At 54.3% G+C, this 18,578-nt stretch carries 17 protein-coding genes; 10 read left to right on the forward strand and 7 right to left on the reverse strand.

The genetic code is table 11. The features are described 5' to 3' along the window. Window positions 1-10 precede the first annotated feature (10 nt). The 3 genes from ppc to ABJI30_RS01395 form a co-directional block, all read right to left on the reverse strand. Window positions 11-2,698: a phosphoenolpyruvate carboxylase gene (gene ppc / locus ABJI30_RS01385; protein ID WP_348015102.1), complete on the reverse strand. Its 2,688-nt coding sequence runs from the start codon at window positions 2,696-2,698 to the stop codon at window positions 11-13. A 167-nt stretch (window positions 2,699-2,865) separates the two neighbouring features. Further along, on the reverse strand, window positions 2,866-3,276 hold the full coding sequence (locus tag ABJI30_RS01390; protein ID WP_348015103.1) for a hypothetical protein: 411 nt from the start codon (window positions 3,274-3,276) through the stop codon (window positions 2,866-2,868). A 348-nt stretch (window positions 3,277-3,624) separates the two neighbouring features. After that, window positions 3,625-4,191: an HNH endonuclease gene (locus ABJI30_RS01395; protein ID WP_348015104.1), complete on the reverse strand. Its 567-nt coding sequence runs from the start codon at window positions 4,189-4,191 to the stop codon at window positions 3,625-3,627. 85 nt (window positions 4,192-4,276) lie between these two features. Here ABJI30_RS01395 and gluQRS point away from each other — a divergent pair, with 85 nt between their 5' ends. The 5 genes from gluQRS (at window position 4,277) to egtD (ending at window position 8,354) form a co-directional block, all read left to right on the forward strand. Beyond that, complete coding sequence (gene gluQRS / locus ABJI30_RS01400; RefSeq protein WP_348015105.1) at window positions 4,277-5,173, forward strand: tRNA glutamyl-Q(34) synthetase GluQRS; 897 nt, start codon at window positions 4,277-4,279, stop codon at window positions 5,171-5,173. Between the two features lie 9 nt (window positions 5,174-5,182). Beyond that, window positions 5,183-5,413: a hypothetical protein gene (locus ABJI30_RS01405; RefSeq protein ID WP_348015106.1), complete on the forward strand. Its 231-nt coding sequence runs from the start codon at window positions 5,183-5,185 to the stop codon at window positions 5,411-5,413. 10 nt (window positions 5,414-5,423) lie between these two features. After that, window positions 5,424-6,002, forward strand: coding sequence for a cob(I)yrinic acid a,c-diamide adenosyltransferase (locus ABJI30_RS01410; RefSeq protein ID WP_348015107.1), 579 nt, complete (start codon window positions 5,424-5,426; stop codon window positions 6,000-6,002). A gap of 192 nt (window positions 6,003-6,194) precedes the next feature. Next, window positions 6,195-7,358 (forward strand): ergothioneine biosynthesis protein EgtB, encoded by a 1,164-nt coding sequence (gene egtB, locus ABJI30_RS01415; protein ID WP_348015224.1) that lies wholly within the window; start codon window positions 6,195-6,197, stop codon window positions 7,356-7,358. A gap of 36 nt (window positions 7,359-7,394) precedes the next feature. Next, window positions 7,395-8,354 carry an L-histidine N(alpha)-methyltransferase gene (gene egtD / locus ABJI30_RS01420; protein ID WP_348015108.1) on the forward strand — a complete coding sequence of 320 codons (960 nt, stop codon included), beginning with the start codon at window positions 7,395-7,397 and terminating at the stop codon, window positions 8,352-8,354. A 14-nt stretch (window positions 8,355-8,368) separates the two neighbouring features. Here the strand turns inward: egtD and ABJI30_RS01425 are convergent, their stop codons facing one another. Next, entirely contained in the window at window positions 8,369-9,487 is a 1,119-nt protein-coding gene (locus ABJI30_RS01425; RefSeq protein ID WP_348033092.1) for a DUF1176 domain-containing protein, read from the reverse strand. Between the two features lie 75 nt (window positions 9,488-9,562). Between ABJI30_RS01425 and ABJI30_RS01430 the strand changes: the two genes are divergently transcribed. From ABJI30_RS01430 to ABJI30_RS01450, 5 genes are read left to right on the forward strand one after another with little or no spacing between them, the layout of a single operon-like run. Then, window positions 9,563-10,432 (forward strand): 3-hydroxyacyl-CoA dehydrogenase NAD-binding domain-containing protein, encoded by an 870-nt coding sequence (locus ABJI30_RS01430; protein WP_348015110.1) that lies wholly within the window; start codon window positions 9,563-9,565, stop codon window positions 10,430-10,432. A 51-nt stretch (window positions 10,433-10,483) separates the two neighbouring features. Beyond that, the gene (locus tag ABJI30_RS01435; RefSeq protein ID WP_348015111.1) at window positions 10,484-11,629 is read left to right on the forward strand and encodes an epoxide hydrolase family protein; all 1,146 of its coding nucleotides are present in this window, start codon (window positions 10,484-10,486) and stop codon (window positions 11,627-11,629) included. 6 nt (window positions 11,630-11,635) lie between these two features. After that, entirely contained in the window at window positions 11,636-12,556 is a 921-nt protein-coding gene (locus tag ABJI30_RS01440) for an ABC transporter permease (protein WP_348015112.1), read from the forward strand. Further along, on the forward strand, window positions 12,553-13,353 hold the full coding sequence (locus ABJI30_RS01445) for an ABC transporter permease subunit (RefSeq protein ID WP_348015113.1): 801 nt from the start codon (window positions 12,553-12,555) through the stop codon (window positions 13,351-13,353). Before ABJI30_RS01440 ends, ABJI30_RS01445 begins: the two co-directional genes overlap by 4 nt. Further along, entirely contained in the window at window positions 13,350-14,897 is a 1,548-nt protein-coding gene (locus ABJI30_RS01450) for an ABC transporter ATP-binding protein (RefSeq protein WP_348015114.1), read from the forward strand. The genes ABJI30_RS01445 and ABJI30_RS01450 overlap by 4 nt, the downstream gene beginning before the upstream one ends. Window positions 14,898-14,971: 74 nt before the next feature. Here ABJI30_RS01450 and ABJI30_RS01455 read toward each other — a convergent pair whose 3' ends face one another. The 3 genes from ABJI30_RS01455 to metC form a co-directional block, all read right to left on the reverse strand. After that, window positions 14,972-15,724: a TorF family putative porin gene (locus tag ABJI30_RS01455; RefSeq protein ID WP_348015115.1), complete on the reverse strand. Its 753-nt coding sequence runs from the start codon at window positions 15,722-15,724 to the stop codon at window positions 14,972-14,974. 302 nt (window positions 15,725-16,026) lie between these two features. Next, entirely contained in the window at window positions 16,027-17,355 is a 1,329-nt protein-coding gene (locus tag ABJI30_RS01460) for a mechanosensitive ion channel domain-containing protein (RefSeq protein WP_348015116.1), read from the reverse strand. Next, a complete protein-coding gene (gene metC, locus ABJI30_RS01465) occupies window positions 17,352-18,551 on the reverse strand; it encodes a cystathionine beta-lyase (RefSeq protein ID WP_348015117.1) in 1,200 nt (399 codons plus the stop codon). Before metC ends, ABJI30_RS01460 begins: the two co-directional genes overlap by 4 nt. Between the last annotated feature and the right edge of the window lie 27 nt (window positions 18,552-18,578).

An 18,578-nucleotide genomic window follows, 5' to 3' on the forward strand; every position in this document is an offset into this window, starting at 1 on the left:
ATCTTATCTGTTAACCGCTATTGCGCAGCGCAGTCGCGATCGCATTGATCGAAAGCTGAATTCCTTCGCCAATCCGCGGATCATCTTCGCCGGCCCGCAGCCTTTTGGTGAGTTCGATCTGAAGGTGATTGAGCGGTTCGATGTACGGGAGGCGCAGTTCAATACTGTTGAACAAAGCCGGGTTTTTCGCGAGCAAATGTGGTTGATCGGTAATCTCCAGCAGCACATCGCGGGTCTGCTCCCACCCAGATCGAATGCGACCAAAAATTGCCTGACCCATTTCCTGATCCTCGACCAGCTCGGCATAGCGCGCGGCTATGCCCATGTCAGATTTGGCGAGGACCATTTCCATGTTTGAAAGGCTGGCCTGAAAAAACGGCCAGGACTGAGCCATATCTTTTAGCTTCGACAGATCATCATATTCCGCAAGGGCTTGTCCCACACCGTACCAGCCAGGCAGCATCACGCGGGCTTGTGCCCAGCTGAATACCCAGGGGATGGCGCGCAAATCTTCAATCCGGTCACTTTTCGTACGGCTGGTCGGTCGGGATCCAATCTTGAGTTTGGCAATTTCGGAAATGGGCGTCATCTGCCGGAAAAACGTCCGGAATCCATCCGTGCCATAAACAAGATCGCGATAAGATGTAAAAGCGGTCTTCGAGATATCATCCATCGCATCCGCAAAACCGGCTTCAACTTCGGGGTCGGTCTGAACGGGTTCAAGCGTGTTGATCAGCACCGCCGATGTCATGGCCTCAAGATTGGCCTCGGCCACTCCCATGGTACCATATTTGGCGGCGATGACTTCTCCTTGCTCGGTAATCCTGATCCGGCCTGCAACTGTCCCTTTGGGCTGTGCCTTGATCGCGCCGAAAGCAGATCCGCCGCCGCGACCAACCGCACCGCCGCGACCGTGGAACAATTGCATTTTTACGCCGGCCTTTTCAAAGACTGGCGTCAACGCCCGGCTGGCTTTGAACAGACTCCAGGTCGAAGTGATATAACCGCCATCCTTGTTGCTGTCGGAATAGCCAATCATGACTTCCTGAAATCCCCGGGACTGCGTCAAGGCTGCCATTTCCGGCAGAGCGAAAAAATCTGTCATGACATCTGGCGCATTTTCCAGATCGGCAACTGTTTCAAAAAGCGGGACTGCCATGATCGGACTGGCTGGCGCGCTGTTGGCGTCGTCGGGTGCGCTGTACAAACCGGCTTCCATTAACAGGACATAGACTTCGAGAATATCGGAAACAGTCTCGCCGTTGCTGATATTGTAGTTGACGATCACCTCCGGCCCGTAAAGCTGATGGGCTTCTGCAGCCGCATTGATGATCGAAAGTTCCTTGGCAGTTTCTTCGCTATAGTCGACCCAGCGACTGAAGAGCGGTCGATTATTGGCGAGCTCCTGACGCAGGATCCTGATGCGATCCGGTTCCTCCAGTTCAAGATAATTTGCCTCGACTCCAGCAACGGCGAGCAGTTCCGCAACCACACGTTCGTGAATGCGGCTATTCTGACGCATGTCCAGCGTCGCCAGATGAAAGCCAAATAGCTCGACTGTGCGGATCAACCTGCCGAGCGCACCGGATGTGGCGAAAACACCCTTGCCGTTTGCACGCAAACCATGGGCGAGAATGATCAGATCTTCCCGTAACTCCTGTGGGTTGGCATATGGATCGGCCAAGATTGAGGACGGTCGGCCCGGGACATGTCCGCACAACTTCAAATGGGTGGCGGACAGGCGCGCATAGATTCCTGACAAAGCACGGCGATAGGGTTCATCCTGCCGGCTTTTCGCATCATCTCCGCTTCGTTCCGCCAGTGCAATGACGGCATCCGGGACTTCTGCCAATTCCGTCGAGATGCTCAGTTCCGCTCCCATGGCGTGAATGCGCATCAGATAATAACCGATGACTGTCTCGGCAGCACGGGACAATGCTTCGCGCATGGCATCTGCATCGACAAAAGGATTGCCGTCGCGGTCGCCGCCAATCCAGCTGCCGAGTTTCAGAAAATTGGGCAGACGGCTACCGAGAATTTTTTCCCACTTCCCATAAAGACGGGGCAGCACCGGCAAGAAGACGTCGCGCATATAACTCTGCGAAATCTGGACTTCATCGGTGACGAACAGCCGCTCGCGGCGGAGCGGGCGGGTTTGCCAGAGCAATGCGATCTGACGCATGATGGCGTCATCCAGAACATCGCCTTCGGGCGTGTCGCTGGCGCCAGCATCCTTCATCAGCAACAGCTCGGCGATCCGGGACTTGTGGTCGATCATGCTCTTGCGGCGAACTTCGGTGGGATGGGCGGTCAATACCGGAGCGATCAGTGCCTCGTCCAAAAGGCTCAATATGGCTTCCTGATCAACGCCTTCGCTGGCCAGTTTTTTAACTGCTTCCTCTACACTCGCCCCTTCTTCAGCAGCGACGCCCTGACGATCTTCCGCGAGATTTGCAAGCAGGGAAAACAGCATGAAGCCGCGGACGAAGGCCGTTGTTTCGTCGAGCGACAGCGCATCGAGCCCGGGATCAATTGCGTCTGCTTCTGCAATCCCGCGATGACGATCGACACTGGTTGATCGGATATATTCCGTACGCCGGTACAATTCTTCACCGCCATAGGAGCGAATTACATCGCCTAGCAATTTGCCGAGATATTTGATGTCCGGATTCTGGCGGACCGTAAGGGGTTTTGTCATAGGATATTGCTGCACTGCAACAGAGAACGGGTCAAGTGATTCTTGGGGTTGTTATCGACTTCCCCCGCTATCGTCCGGAAATGTCATATGCGAGGTCGAATGAAACGGTAGGCAGCAGATGTGTCGCGATTGTTGGGGTGACTGGCGAACAACCCAATTCAGACTGTTTATTGAACCTGCCTGTTCACCGATCTCAGCACATCATGAATCCAGTTCTTCAACGCTATTTTTGCAGTCGGAGTGAGGATCAGGTCCTGGTCGGCAATATCGCCGACTGCAGGTGAATGTGCGATCAGATTTCGGTCAATCATCAGTTCCACATATCGTCGGGTCGTCGATTCGGGAATATTGTTTCGATGTGCGACAGCCTTCAGCCCTGTTTCGTCGCCATCTACCTCGCTAACAAACAGATCAAGCAGAATATACCAGCTGGGTTCGCCCCATTCCATCTGCGGCAGGAACCTGTGGCGCTTCCTGTTTTGATTCAGGATTAGTTTTGCGAGATCCGCGATCGGCCGGTTCTCTGCCTTCGGCTGATCCGGTTGGGGGTTTGAAATATTGCGATTTATATCTGTCATAATGCTCCCCGCGGCCTGTGCTGGCGTAATAATCCCTACCAATCGAGAGAACCAGCAATCAATGGAAAAAAGGTTGCCTGGGAAGAATTCAAACCTGTTTCCGGAATCAAGTTTAATCCCGATTGCACTATATCACTCAGCCGGTCTCTCAAAATATAGTTTTAGATACGATCTTATATGTGCAATATAGTACTGTAATTTTCTATTAACATGCAACAAAAAATCGCATTTTTGAAAATAGGTTCAACCAGTGTTTTTGAGATAGTTGCGAAAACAAAGATCTTTGATCAAATGTGATCGGCAATTTGGTTTGATCTCGCGATAGATATCCCTGTTACGACAAATGATCTAGCTTTCCAGTTCGATGTCCCAATATAACCAGTCATGCCAGGTCTCGTGCAGAAAATTTGGCGGGAACGCACGGCCATGTTCCTGTAGTTGCCAATTGGTGGGCTTGATGGGTTGCCGCGAAAGGTTCATGTGCGCCTCGCGCGGGGTTCTGCCCCCTTTTTTCAGATTGCACGGCAAGCAGGCCGTTGCCACATTTTCCCAGGTTGTTCGGCCCTTTTGGCGACGTGGGATCACGTGATCAAAGGTCAGATTGTCTTCTGACCCGCAATATTGACAGGTAAACCGATCACGCAGAAACAGGTTAAAACGCGTAAACGCAGGATATTCGGAAGGTTTGACGTAATTTTTCAGCGCAATGACAGAAGGGATCTTCATATCAACGCTGGGGCTGTGCACTTCCCGTTCGTAGCTCGACACAATATCAACCCGGTCGAGAAACACGGCCTTGATCGCTGTTTGCCATGGCCAAAGGCTCAACGGATAGTAAGACAAGGGCGTATAGTCCGCGTTCAGAACCAGCGACGGGCAGTTTTCCGGGTGGCGAACGAGGTCCGGGTGATACATAAATTGCCTGCTCCCTTTGACTGTCAGGTCCATATCCGCAAGAACATGACATGGTCATTACAACTTTTCGCAAGACAACATTAACATGGCTCTGACGTCAAGAGGGTATGTGCAGCAAGATGTAGTGGTCCGTTTTGCCCCTAGCCCCAATGGATTGTTGCATATGGGCCACGCTTATGCCGCCATTGTCGCCCATGACTTTGCCCGGAACAAGGGCGGACGTGTTCTGTTGCGTATGGAAGATATCGATATCCAGCGCAGCCGACCTGAATATACCGATGCCATTTTGGAGGATATGCGCTGGTTGGGGCTGATTTTTGACGAAGAAGTTATCTACCAATCCAGGCGCTTCAAGGATTATGATGCGGCTCTGCAACGTTTGATTCGCATGGGAGTGACATATCCCTGTTTCTGTACCCGATCCGAATTGCGGACCGTGCACGAAAAAGGCAAAGCAGAAATCGGTCCGGACGGCCCGATCTATCCTGGAACCTGTCGCGGTTTGTCGGCGGATGAAGCGGCAAATCGCATGCAGTCAGAGGCTTTTTGTCTGCGGCTCGATGCGGAGAAAGTCGCGCAGCAATGTGGCCGATTGGTCTGGAATGACGAGTATCGAGGCGAACAATTTGCGGATCATGCGGTGCTGGGTGATGTGATTATCCAGCCCAAGGATACGCCGGTCAGCTATCATGTTGCGGTTTCTCTGGACGATGCCAGAGACGGAATCTCACATGTTGTCCGGGGCAAGGATTTGCTGGCATCAACGCATGTCCATCGATTCCTTCAGGCCTTGCTGGAATTGCCAACGCCGGACTATGTGCATCATCCCGTTTTGCTGGATGAAACCGGCTACAAACTTGGCAAAAGTCGAAATTCTGCCTCTTTGGCCATATTGCGGCAAGGGGGCATAGACGGGCAAAAACTGGCCGATCAATTGCGGGAAAATATTTTCCCTGTTGGAATCACACTGTCAAAGGACTAGGTAACACGCATGGAAATCCTATTTATTGCCCTGATCGTACTGGCCGCAGGCGCCGTTGTTTTCGCTCTCGTCCGGGGGCTGATCGCATTTGCGAACATGGAACCCGATGATGTCGATTCCGAAGGTGTCACGGCATCGCACAAAAAACAGAATCAAATGATGTTTGCGAGAGTCAAATATCAGGCGATTGCGGTGGTGCTTGTCGCATTGCTTCTGCTGATGGCTGGCGGTCAAAGCTGACTGCCTTTCGATGGTCAAGCTCAATAAAATCTACACGAAAACTGGCGATGACGGTACGACCGGACTGGTTGATGGGTCACGGATTGCAAAAAACGATCCACGTATGGCGGCGATAGGCGATGTCGACGAATTGAACAGTGCGATCGGTGTCGCCATTTGCGCGATTGAAGGTGACGCAGCGGTCAGGGCATTGCGGACCATACAAAATGACCTGTTTGATCTCGGAGCTGATCTGGCCACGCCCGCGGGCGAGAATGATGATTTTTCTCCATCGGAAATGGTGCTGCGGGTTACGGCGACGCAAGTTGAACGGCTGGAACGGGACATTGATCAGGTCAATGATAGCCTGAATCCGCTGACCAGCTTCATTCTTCCCGGAGGCAGTGATGCAGCGGCTACAGTACATCTGGCGCGCGCTATCGCTCGTCGCGCCGAACGCACGGCTGTTGCAGCAGCTGGTGAGTTAGCGATCAATCCTCTCGCACTGGCTTATGTCAATCGCCTCTCCGACTATCTGTTCGTGCTCGGTCGGGCGATGAACAATGGCGGGAAAGATGACATTTTATGGGTGCCTGGCGCGTCTCGCTAAGCGTCTGTGAGGCGCAAAAAGCGCGGTGTCAGACGAATATGCAACGGGGTGGCGCAAATTTAACATGTTGACCCAAAGGCTGTTCGCGCTATGTTCTGCGGCCACCGACTAACCGGAGTAGGATTGATCGCAAGCCAGGCCGAAAAATCGTTTTCATCCTCGGAAGGCGATCACAATCCGGATGCTTGCGATATTCTGAAATCGCGGTTCCATTCGGTCAGGTTGCACAGTTGTGATCTGGTGAAACATCTTAGCGATGCGGATGCAACGGCCCAGTCGATGGAGGACGCATCGCCGGCGAAATGGCATCTCGCGCATACCACTTGGTTTTTCGAAACCTTTTTACTGCGTGAAAATATTGCGGATTATCAGGTATTTGATGAACGATATGCTTATCTCTTTAACAGTTATTATGAATCCGAGGGTGATCGACACGCCCGGCCGGAACGTGGATTGCTGACTCGTCCATCGCTGGATGAAATATTGGCATATCGGGCACATGTCGATGCCGCGATGAAGGCAGCCATGCCCGACTTTTCGGAAGAGTTGAATGCACTGGTTGAGCTTGGGATCAATCACGAACAGCAGCATCAGGAATTATTGCTCACGGATATTTTGCATCTGTTCTCTCGCAATCCTATGAAACCTGCCTGCTTGCCAGATCTTGCGCAAAGCGCGCGTTCCGGCACGATGCAGCCTTTAGGCTGGATGGCCGGTGCGGCAGGGATTCATCAGATTGGCCATGATGACAATGGCTTTGGATTTGATTGCGAGGGGCCAAGGCATGAAGTTCTGCTGACCCCGTTCGAACTGGCTGACCGGCCAGCGACTAATGGCGAGTGGCTCGAATTTATCGAGGACGGAGGATATCGTGACCCGATGCACTGGCTTGCCGATGGCTGGGCCTGGGTGCAGGCAGAGAATATTGATGCGCCTCTTTACTGGAGCCAGTCAACGGACGCGATATGGTCTGAATTTGGACTTGCGGGCAATCAGCCTCTGGATATGTCGGCACCGGTGCAACATATCAGCCTGTATGAGGCCGATGCCTATGCCAGTTGGGCCGGCGCGCGCCTGCCAACCGAGATGGAATGGGAAGTAACCGCAAATCATGATTTGCCCTGCACCGGTCAGGTTTGGGAATGGACGGGCAGTGCTTATCGACCATATCCAGGTTTCAAGCCGGTGACAGGGGCGGTTGGTGAATATAATGGCAAATTCATGTCAGGGCAGTTTGTTTTGCGTGGCGGCAGCGTCGCTACGCCGCCCGGACATATGCGCAGCAGTTACCGAAATTTTTTCTATCCCCATCAACGCTGGCAGTTTACGGGCCTTCGTCTGGCACGGGATATCTAGCCCTTCACCCCCTAACCGCCAAGGACGGTCTTCTCCATGGATATGATGAAAAGCCCGGTTGATCCGGCATTCCGGAATGACGTCTTGAGCTGTTTTGCGGATCAGCAGCATGCAATTCCGGCACGGTGGTTATATGATCGTCGCGGTTCCGAGCTCTTCGAAGAGATTACCGAACTTCCCGAATATTACCCAACCCGGACAGAAACCCGTTTGCTTGAGCAACATTGTCCGGACATCGCAAAAATTGCCGGACCAGAACGGGCGGTGATCGAATTTGGGTCGGGCAGTTCGACCAAGACGCCGCATCTATTGCGCGCGCTTGATCCGGCAGGCTATGTCCCGATCGATATTTCCGGCGAATTTCTTGCGGCAAGCTCTCGTGAACTGCAGACTGTATTCCCGGATTTGCCGATCTATCCGCTGGAAGCCGATTTCATGCGGCATCTGCAATTGCCTGAAGAAGTGACTGATATGCCAAAGCTGGGCTTTTTCCCGGGCTCGACCATTGGCAACATGATAGCCCGGACGTCGGTTGATCTGTTACGTTTCATGCGTGACACGCTGGGCGAGGGCGCGCAGTTGCTGATTGGCTTTGACCGGATCAAGGACACAGATGTGCTGGTTGCAGCATATGATGACAGTGCGGGTGTTACCGCGCAGTTCTCCCTTAACCTGCTGCACCGAATCAACGGTGAACTGGACGGAGACATCCCGGTTGACCGGTTTGCGCATGTCGCAGTCTGGAATGATTTATATGCGCGGATTGAAATATATCTTGAAGCTCTGGCGGACGTTCGCTTCGCAATTGGCGGCGACAGTTATGCCATGCAGAAAGGGCAAAAAATTCACATAGAGAATAGTCACAAATATGGATTGCGGGATGCCCGGTTGATGTTGCGGGCGGGCGGCTGGTCACCGATCCGCGAATGGAGTGACAAGGATGACTATTTCTCGCTGATTTTGGCAGATGCCCGCCCGTTCAAAAACGCACCCTAGGCGTCAGTTTCTGATCAACCGCCAGTGGGTGTTTCGGGTTCTTTGGTCGGTTTGACATCACGATAAGACGCGCGCCATGTGGTAATCCATTCGTAAGCGCCGCGACATTCCGGCATGTTGCTCGCTTCGATCAAACGGAATTGGGCACCGTCCCAAACATAGTTTTCCGCGCTTCCGCAATCGCCAAGACCGCGACCTTTGGCATAGCTGCCCAGTGTCTGATCTGTTTCATCCCAAAATGCGTTGACCAGCAGTGGCAGACGTCCTTCGCCGCCCCAGGCCGGTTGAATATCAAATTTCGCAGGAGTGAACGTCCAGCTTGCGCCATCCGCTTCACTGCCGATAATTTCACCAATATACGCTGCACTTGAAAAATTATATGCGCCGGAACCGCAAGCCATGAGAATAAGCGCGCGATAGGTGCCGTCTTTCTGACCGATGGGATATACCTGATCTTCAACCACTCCGAAGCGGTCTTCCTTGCATTTCGAGTTCTCGACCAGATTGACTATTTCCGTGGTTGCAGGAATCCGTTCGGATTTTGTCCAGCGCGAAACCGGAACAACCGGGATTTCAACATGGACAGGCTTGAACGTCCGCCGTCCTTTGGCAACAAGCGCGGTCCGGGTGTAGGTGCGGTTTTGTTTTTGATCGATATAGCGAAGAGCGGCGGCGGAACCTGACAGGGATATTTTGGTCAGGATTTCATCGCCCGGCCCGGTAACCGTCAGCTGGCGCCCGCGTACTATCGCAGTGGCAACTTTCTTGGCATCTTCTCCAACGATCTCGATCGGATAGTCGCCTTTGACTATCGGCCCGGTGTCGACCAGTTTGCCATCGACGATCATTTGGTAACGATCAATCTCATTGACCTCGGTGAACATTACACGAACCCGTAATATCCCGTCCTGGCTTGCGGTCCGTACGATACTGACAGGACCGCCCCAGTCCTCAAAGCTACCGCTTTCCTTGCCGGTAAATGAAGTGGCGCGGCAATCGCCGCCATTGTCACAGCCTACCGCCCAGTCCTTGAACACTTCGATCTTGCCGGGAATCGGGTTTGTCGACGCGAGCCCGGTGCTTGCAGCTGAAGCAAATGCAAAGAGAGTCATGGCAGAAATAACAGGGGGCATATTTGTAATCTAGCCAGTTTGATCGACAATCGCTAGTGCCTTGTGGATATTGCTGAAATCAACAAGGAATGTGCTGTGAAATCGATCGGAATAATTGGATCAGGACAAATGGGTGCCGGTATTGCGCAAGTCGCAGCGCAGGCGGGTTATCACGTCTATCTGTCGGACATGAATCAAGAGATTGCCGAGAAAGGCAAGGCCGGTATCGCACGTCAGCTGGTCCGGCTTGTCGAGAAGGAAAAGATCGATCAGCAATCCGCTGAAACGGCACTCAATCGGATCGAAACTGTCGGTTCGCTGGACCCCATGGCAAGCGCTGACATGATCGTGGAAGCTGCGACCGAACGCGAAGAAATCAAGCGACAGATATTTGCGGCTGCTTCGGAAATTCTGGGACATCAGGCAATTCTCGCCTCTAATACCTCATCCATTTCCATCACCCGTCTCGCGCAGTCGGTAAAAGATCCCAGTCGGTTTGTCGGGGTACATTTTTTCAATCCGGTGCCTTTGATGGGGCTGGTGGAAATTATCCGCGGGCTGGCAACCAGCGATCAGTCCGTCGCGATTGCCAGTGACTTCGCAAAGGCGGTCGGCAAACAGGCCGTTCTGGCCAAGGATTCGCCTTGCTTTGTCGTGAACCGGATATTGTTGCCGATGCTCAACGAAGCCTTTTTTGCTTTGGGCGAAGGTACCGCATCGATGGAAGATATTGATCGCGGCGTGCAGCTCGGCCTGGGACATCCGATGGGACCGATAACGCTTGCGGACATGATCGGGCTGGATACTCTGCTCGAGATCTTGCGGGTTTTGCAGAGCGATTTTGGTGACCCGAAATACCGCCCGGCTCCGCTGCTCGTGAAATATGTCGAAGCCGGCTGGCTTGGCCGGAAAACCGGAAAAGGTTTTTACGACTATTCGGGTGAAGCGCCAGTTCCGACAATGTAAGCCGACTATTGATAAACTGGCTGCCGTGCCAGAATGTCACAGGAGATGAAGATGAGCGACGCGATCAGGGAATTTCAAATAGACATACCGTCGTCGGTTTTGGAAGATCTGGACGCCCGTCTGGCGATGACCCGCTATCCTGAGAAAGAACCGGTAGACGACTGGTCGCAGGGTATCCCGCTGGAATATGTTCAGGATATCGCTACCCACTGGCGATCTTCCTACGACTGGAAGGCTTGCGAAGCACGGCTCAATCAATATCCGCATCATATGACGGAGATTAGCGGTGTTGATATTCACTTCATGCATATTCGGTCTCCGGAACCAGATGCACGACCGCTGATCATGACACATGGCTGGCCGGGTTCGATCGTCGAGTTCCTGGATGTTATCGGCCCTCTGACCAATCCGGTTGCACATGGTGCAGATTCGAAAGATGCCTATCATCTGGTCATACCATCTTTGCCCGGATACGGCTTTTCCGGCAAACCGGCAGAAACTGGATGGAATGCCGAAAAGATCGCAGAGACCTGGAATGTCCTGATGAAACGCCTGGGATATGATCGCTATTTTGCGCAAGGAGGCGACTGGGGCGCATTGGTGACATCTGCAATCGGCGTGCAGAATCTGGGAGCTTGCGCCGGAATTCATATCAACCTGGTCGTCGTTGGCGCTCCGCCACCCGAAGTCATGCAAAGTCCGACGCCGGAAGAGCAAGCATCTCTCGTCCATTTTGCCGGTTATCAGACTGAAGGCTCCGGATATGCCGAGATTCAGAAAACCAAACCGCAAACGCTTGGCTATGGGCTGGCCGATTCTCCGGTCGGTCAGATGGCGTGGATCATGGAGAAGTTTCAGGGCTGGTCAGACGGGGCCCGATCGCCCGATGACAGTTTTGACCGCGACCGCTTGCTGGACAATGTGATGATCTATTGGCTCAACAATGCCGGGGCATCGTCTGCCAGGCTTTATCGAGAAAGCTTTGGGAATCCCAATGTCGACCCGGTCACCATGCCAGCAGGATGCAGCATATTCCCAAATGAAATCATGACCCCGTCGCGGCGCTGGGCCGAGCACCGGTTCAAGAATCTGCAATATTGGGGCGAACCTGATCGTGGCGGTCATTTTGCCGCCCTGGAAGTGCCTGAGCTGTTTTTGAGCGAAGTGCGATCCTGCTTCGGCCAGATGGAGCTGTAGCTTTCGATGCTGGCGCTGATTGCCCGGCGGCTGATGACAGCGGTTCCTACGCTGCTGGGGATCATATTGGTATCTTTCTTCCTGATGCGTCTGGCACCGGGCGGACCATTTGACGGCGAACGCCCCCTGGCACCGGAGACCCGGGAAGCTCTCCAGGCTGCTTATGGTCTCGACAAACCATTGGGGGAGCAGGCCTGGATATATCTCTCGCGTCTGGTGCAGGGCGATTTCGGGCCGTCGCTCGTATATCGGGACTTTACCGTAACCGAACTGGTGGCCCAGGGGTTGCCCATTTCTCTGATGCTTGGCGGGCTGGCCATCGTCGTTGCACTGATTGCGGGCGTTTCCCTGGGGTTGCTCGCTGCGATCCGTGCGGGCCGGGCCGCCGACAAGGCGATCATGATGATGGCCACTATTGCAACCGCGTTGCCGACATTCGTGACCGGACCGGCGCTGGCCCTTTTTCTGGGGCTCTGGCTGGGCCTGCTCCCGGTCTCGGGTCGAGGTGATGGTGCAGCTTGGCTGGTGATGCCGGTAGCGGCACTAGCTCTGCCAGTGGCAGGGGCCATCGCCAAATTGACGCGCGCAGGACTGGCCACTGTGCTGAAACAGGATCATATCAGGACGGCACGTGCCCGCGGATTGTCTGAAAGCCGGATCCTGTTCAAACACGGACTTCGCCCTTCACTTGTTCCGGTCGCCAGCTATTTGGGTCCGGCTGCAGCGGGTTTGCTCACCGGTGCTGTGGTTGTCGAGACTGTCTTCGGCTTGCCCGGGCTGGGGCGCTATTTTGTGCAGGGCGCGCTAAATCGCGACTATCCGCTGGTGCTGGGTGTTGTAACCATTTACGCCGCACTGATCATCCTGTTCAATCTGTTTGCCGATCTGATCTATGGCTGGCTCGATCCCCGGATGCGTGACGCATGAAGCGCTTTGTAATTTCCCGGCATTGGCCGCTTTGGGTGGTGATCGTTCTGGTTGCGCTGGTTCTCGTCCTGCCGTGGCTTCTGCCCTGGACATATGACCAGATCGACTGGAATGCTGTTCGGGCACCGGCATTCTCGGGTACGCATATTTTCGGAACGGATGATATCGGACGCGATCGTCTGGCCAGATTAGCAGCCGGAACCCGCATCACTTTGATGGTCGCTTTCGCCGCTGCATTGGTCTCGCTGGTCGTCGGAATCGCCTGGGGTGCTACCGCAGGATGGATAGGCGGACGGGTGGATGAAGCCATGATGCGGTTTGTCGATGCGCTCTATGCTTTGCCATTCATGTTCATCGTCATCCTGCTCATGGTTATATTCGGGCGCTCGATCCTGCTCGTATTCATCGGGATCGGACTGGTGGAATGGCTGACCATGGCACGGGTGGTACGAGGACAGGTCATGGCGCTCAAACAACGGCCCTTTATACTGGCGGCCGAAGCAGCAGGTGCTTCGCCTTTTACCATCATGGTCCGGCATATCCTGCCCAATGTGGCCGGTGTCGCCATGGCCTATCTGATGCTTACCGTGCCGCAGGTGGTTATGGTCGAGAGCTTCCTGTCGTTCCTTGGCCTGGGTGTTCAGGAACCGCTGACGTCGTTGGGTATCCTCGTCAAGGAAGGCGCGGATGATATGGATATGGCCCCGCTGGGCCTGTTCCTGCCTGGCGGCATGCTGGTTCTCATACTCGTCTGCCTGACGATAGAGGGCGAGCGGCTCCGGGACATATATTCATGAGCCTCTATTCCATCCGCAACATGGCTGTTGAAATCGACGGAAAGCGGTTGGTTGACGGTGTTGATCTGGACGTTGCAGCTGGAAAGTGCACGGCAATAATCGGGGCTTCGGGTTCGGGCAAGAGCCTGACCTGCCTGTCGCCATTTGGTCTGACACCGGGAAAGACGTTCGGAACCGCAATGCTTGACGGGGTTGCACTGGCCGATGCGGATGCGCAGCAGATGCGCAGGGCGCGCAGCCAGCTGACCGGCTTTGTCTTTCAACAGCCGCTGACCGCGTTGACGCCCCATCTATCCATCGGCGTCCAGTTGCAGGAAGCGTCTGCACAGGCCGGTGCACCGCGGTTATCCCGGCGTGATCTTGCGCAAAAACTCAAACGCGTGGGTCTGTCCCGTGCCGACGAACGGCTTGATCAGTTTCCGCACCGACTGTCTGGTGGAGAACGTCAGCGGGTGATGATCGCCGCTGCGATTGCGCACCGTCCCAAGCTTCTGATTGCGGATGAGCCGACCAGTGCTCTGGATGCTGCACTGCGCGGCGACATCATGGATTTGCTGGATGAGCTGAGGGAAGAACAAGGCCTGGGGATGTTGCTCGTCAGTCACGACCTTGCTTCGGTTTCGGGACACGCAGATGAGCTGGTGGTGATGGAAAAGGGCCGCGTGGTGGAACATGGTCCGACTGCCAAGATCCTTGCCGGTGCAAAGAAGCCCTATACAAAGCGCCTGATTGCCGCGACACCGCGCCTGGATGAACCCGCTCCAGATCTCCCGCCCGTTGGTGAGATTCAACTGGAGGCCAGGGACGTGACGGTGTTGTTCAAGCGCCCGGGATGGCGGCGCGGTATGGTCAGTGCGATCACAAATGCGGATCTCTCTGTCGGAGCAGGAGAAGCACTTGCCATTGTCGGCGGATCGGGTTCGGGAAAATCAACTTTGGGCAGAGCAATTGCAGGAATTGGACCGGTCACCTCGGGAGAAATCAGCTGGCTGTCCGAGCAGCTGCCCGAACGACGTCGGCGCAACCAAAAGATGCGTGCATTGATCCAGCCGGTTTTTCAGGACCCGGTTGCCAGCCTTGATCCGCAATGGACGGTGGGCGAAATTATTGCCGAACCGTTGCGCTATCTGAAACCAGAGATATTGGCGGACGAGCGACGGCAGCAGGTCATACGATCTCTGGAAGATGTTGGTTTGTCGGAAGAATTTCTCGACCGTGCCCCTTCCAGCCTTTCTGGTGGTCAGGCGCAACGGGTCGCAATTGCGCGTGCGCTGGCAGCATCTCCGCATATGTTGGTGCTCGACGAAGCGACATCTGCTTTGGACCCTCTGGCAGGATCGTCCATATTGGAGCTGCTGGCCCGGTTAAGATTGGAAAACCGCCTCAGTATCATTTTCATCACCCATGACATCGCCTCTGCGCGGCGCCTGTGTCACCGGATAATCGTGCTGGACGAAGGCCGGGTGATTGAGGCAGGTCCGATGGAGGCGGTTATCACAAACCCCCGGCAAGAGGTTACGCGGTCATTGATCGCGTCCAGCTAAGAAATGGGCCGCCCCGTTTCCAGAGCGGCCCGCTTTTGTGACGATTCTGTTTGTGAATTAAAACCCGAGCCGGATTAGAATGAAACGCCCAAAGTAAATACGAAGGCACTATCCGTGAAATTGTTGATCGCCGGTGCATCTGTGTCCGTATAGGCTAGGCTTGCGGTCAGATTTTCAGTGATCGCCCAGTCGGCGCCCAGCGTCCAGTCGACATAGCTGTTGGATCCAACAACCCCGGCTGGATTACCCAATGATCCCTCATTAACACCAATATTGGCGTTAAGCGTTACCGGCGTGTTCGGAATACCTGCGGAAAGACCCGTGTACAGATAGATGTTGTCCGCATTGCCGAGGCTGTTTTGTGACCAGGCATAGGCGAGACCGGTAGTCACTTCGACCGGACCGACAGTGGTTGAAACCGATGCATAAGGTTCAAAATAGTCGCTTGGACCCGCAACGCCATCTTCGCCATTGGGGTAGAAATAATAAAGCAGACCCACATCGACCGTCAGGCCGTCAGTGACATCGCCGGACCAGCCGCCGTAGAAATCAAGCTCGGTATGCCCAAAAGTTGCACTGTCCTCGATCGAGGAGCCCCAGGTGCCGATGTAGAAGCCGCTTTCGTGAGCAACATCTATGCCGCCCTGGATCGCGATATCGCCATCAGAAAAGGATAGGCCGCGGAAACGGTAGTCGGAAGTGACCGCGGCATTGCCGGAAATGGTGATCCCGGAGGACTCGTCTTCTTGAGCAAGAGCGGGAGTGACCGTCGAAGCCAGCAAAATTGCGGAAACCGCAGTGAAAGATTTTAAAGTGGACGTGCGCATGAAAATTCCCTTCTGGTTGATGCGTATCGCCCCTCCTGGAATTTGTTCTGGTTGTCTTTTTATTGCGTCAGCAAAGCCAACAGCGGACAATCTCAAAACATGCACATGAAAGCTGCCTTACTTTGCTGCGCTGCACAACAAAAAAATGTCAGCAAAGATGACATAAGTTGATTTTGTTGCAATATTGACACAGGTGTTATTTTCACTTGAAATCAGTGGTTTTCAGCGACTTCAACGGCCGCAGAGTGTGATTTCAACAATGTGCAATTGAATGCCATGAAAAATTGTTTGTCGGTTAGCGCTTAGTCTGCCGCTGCGGTACCGGAGCGATTTTCCGATTCGATGTTGAGAGATTTCATGCCGCTTTCAGGCATCATCCTGATATGCACATCCCGCTGCGGGAACGGAATTTCGATTTCGTGTTCCTTGAACAGGTCCCAGACCCGCTTGAGGACCGCTGCCTTAAAATTACCCACGCCAGATTGCGGATCGTTGATCCAGCAGCGTATTTCAAAATTGACGCTGTTATCTCCAAATTCCAGCATCCAGACGACCGGTTTGGGGTGGTTCAAAACGCGCGGCACATCGACACAGGCCTGCTTCATCAAGTCGATTGCCTGATCCATATCGGTATTATAGGACACGCCGACAGGAATACTGATCCGAACATTTTTGTTGGAATATGACCAGTTCTCCACTTCCTGCGTCATCAGATTTTCGTTTGGAATCAGGTGTTCCTTGCCCTCGCGGGTCAGCACGGAAACCGCCCGGACGCCGATCTTGTTGACCCAGCCAAAACTGTCACCGACCGCAATCACATCGCCCGGTTTGATAGAGCGATCCATCAGCAATATGATGCCCGCAATCAGGTTACCGATGGTTTTCTGCATCCCGAAACCAATGGCCAGACCAAAGGCACCGGAAAAGACGGCCAGAGCTGTCAGGTCAATTCCAAGCACATCCAGACCCAGAACAAAGGCCGCGCCCAAAATTGCAACAGTGGCCAGTTTCTGTCCCAGAACCTTTTGTGCGCCGTCCAGGTCACTATTGGAGATGACATGCGAAACCAGCTTCATCAACACGCGGGCAACGGCCAGCAATATGACCGCTGTCATGATTGTTGTGACGACGACGAGCAGTGATATGCGGTTCGTGCCGACGTCAATGCCAACCCGCGACATGGCGGTGGTAATGCGGTCGATATTGCCGACAAGGGCGAGCGCAACCGAGACAAAGACTGCCAGTCCCATGGTCGTTCCCAGCCAGTCCGGCATTCGTACACCGCGGATCAGGTCATTGGTGAACAGGCCCATGGTGGCCGCTATAGTGAGTGCAAAGACCACCTGTGCGATGAGGCCCCAGTCATATATCCCGATGAACAGACCGCACAATATGAAGGTTGTAGCGCGCCGTGTCATATCGCGAATGCGTCGACCGGCGAGCTCGCTTTCATACCCGGCGCGGGTCTCCCAGAGATGACGGAGTCTGGGACCGATATATTTGCTCAGTATCCAGCCCGCTGCCAGCGCAAGCACCACCAAAGCTGCTGCAACAGCGCCCTCGATCAACTGGATGTTGCGGGGCGTTTCTGGTGCCAATGATTCAAAGTAACCGAGAAATTCTTCCATCATGATTGTGCATCATGATAATGTTCAAAGGCGTTGGCAAGGTCCGCTATCAAGTCATCGGGATCTTCAAGTCCGATCTGAAGCCGGACGAGTTCGCCCTTGTGATCCCACTGCGTTGTTGTTCGATATTTTTGAGGATCTACTGGCAATGCAAGGCTTTCAAACCCGCCCCAGCTATACCCAATACCGAACAAGGCAAGCGCGTCTACAAATGCCGCACGCGAACTTTCATCCGCTTCGATCAGCTGGAACGAAAAAAGCCCGGAAGATCCCCTATAGTCACGCTTCCAGATTTCGTGTCCGGGACAATCGGCCAGCGCGGGATGCAGCACCAGACCGACTTCCGGTCGTGTCTTCAGCCAGTTCGCAATTTGCAAAGCACCGCTTTCATGCTGGCGCAGGCGGACTTCCAGTGTGCGCAAGCCTCTGGCCGTGAGATATGCATCATCCGGGGAAACTACCTGGCCGAGCTGTTGTGCGGTCCGACGCAGCTTGGTCCAGAAACCATCATGGGTCGTCACCGCCCCGATCATCACATCACTATGGCCAACAATATATTTGGTTGCTGCCACGATGGAAATATCGACGCCATGTTCAAGGGCCGGGAAAAATCTCGACGTCGCCCATGTGTTGTCGAGCAGCGTAACAATACCGGCTTCGTGTGCGACCTTGCAAATGGCCGGGACGTCCTGAACCTCGAACGTAAGGCTGCCCGGGCTTTCCATCAGCACGGCTTTGGTTTTGTTCGTGAACAGAGCGGCAATGTCTTTGCCGATCATGGGATCATAATAGCGCACGGTGATCCCCATGCGTTTCAGGAAAGCATCGGCGAAACTTCGGCTGGGGTCATAGCTGCTGTCCGTCAGCAATATTTCATCGCCCGGATTCAGTACTGCAAGCATCGCGCAGGCAATCGCGGCCACACCGGAAGGGTAGAGCATCGTTCCCACTGCTCCGGGTTCCATTTCCGTCAGTGCATCAGCCAGCGACCATTGTGTAGGAGATCCCCGTCGGCCATAGAAAAACTGCCCGTCTTCATTGCTTTTGACGCCTTGCCGCAGCTCGCCAACTGACTCGTATAGATGAGTGCTTGCGCGCCAGACCGGCGGATTTACAGCCGCACCCGTCCATGTTTTGCGTCGGCCGGCATTGGTCGCCTGGGTAGCTGGTTTGCCCGAAGAGCGCGAGCCATCGGTCAATGATCTGATCCGTTACCGACGCGCGCC

It is taken from the genome of Parasphingorhabdus sp. (assembly GCF_039968395.1).
Taxonomy (GTDB): Bacteria; Pseudomonadota; Alphaproteobacteria; order Sphingomonadales; family Sphingomonadaceae; genus Parasphingorhabdus.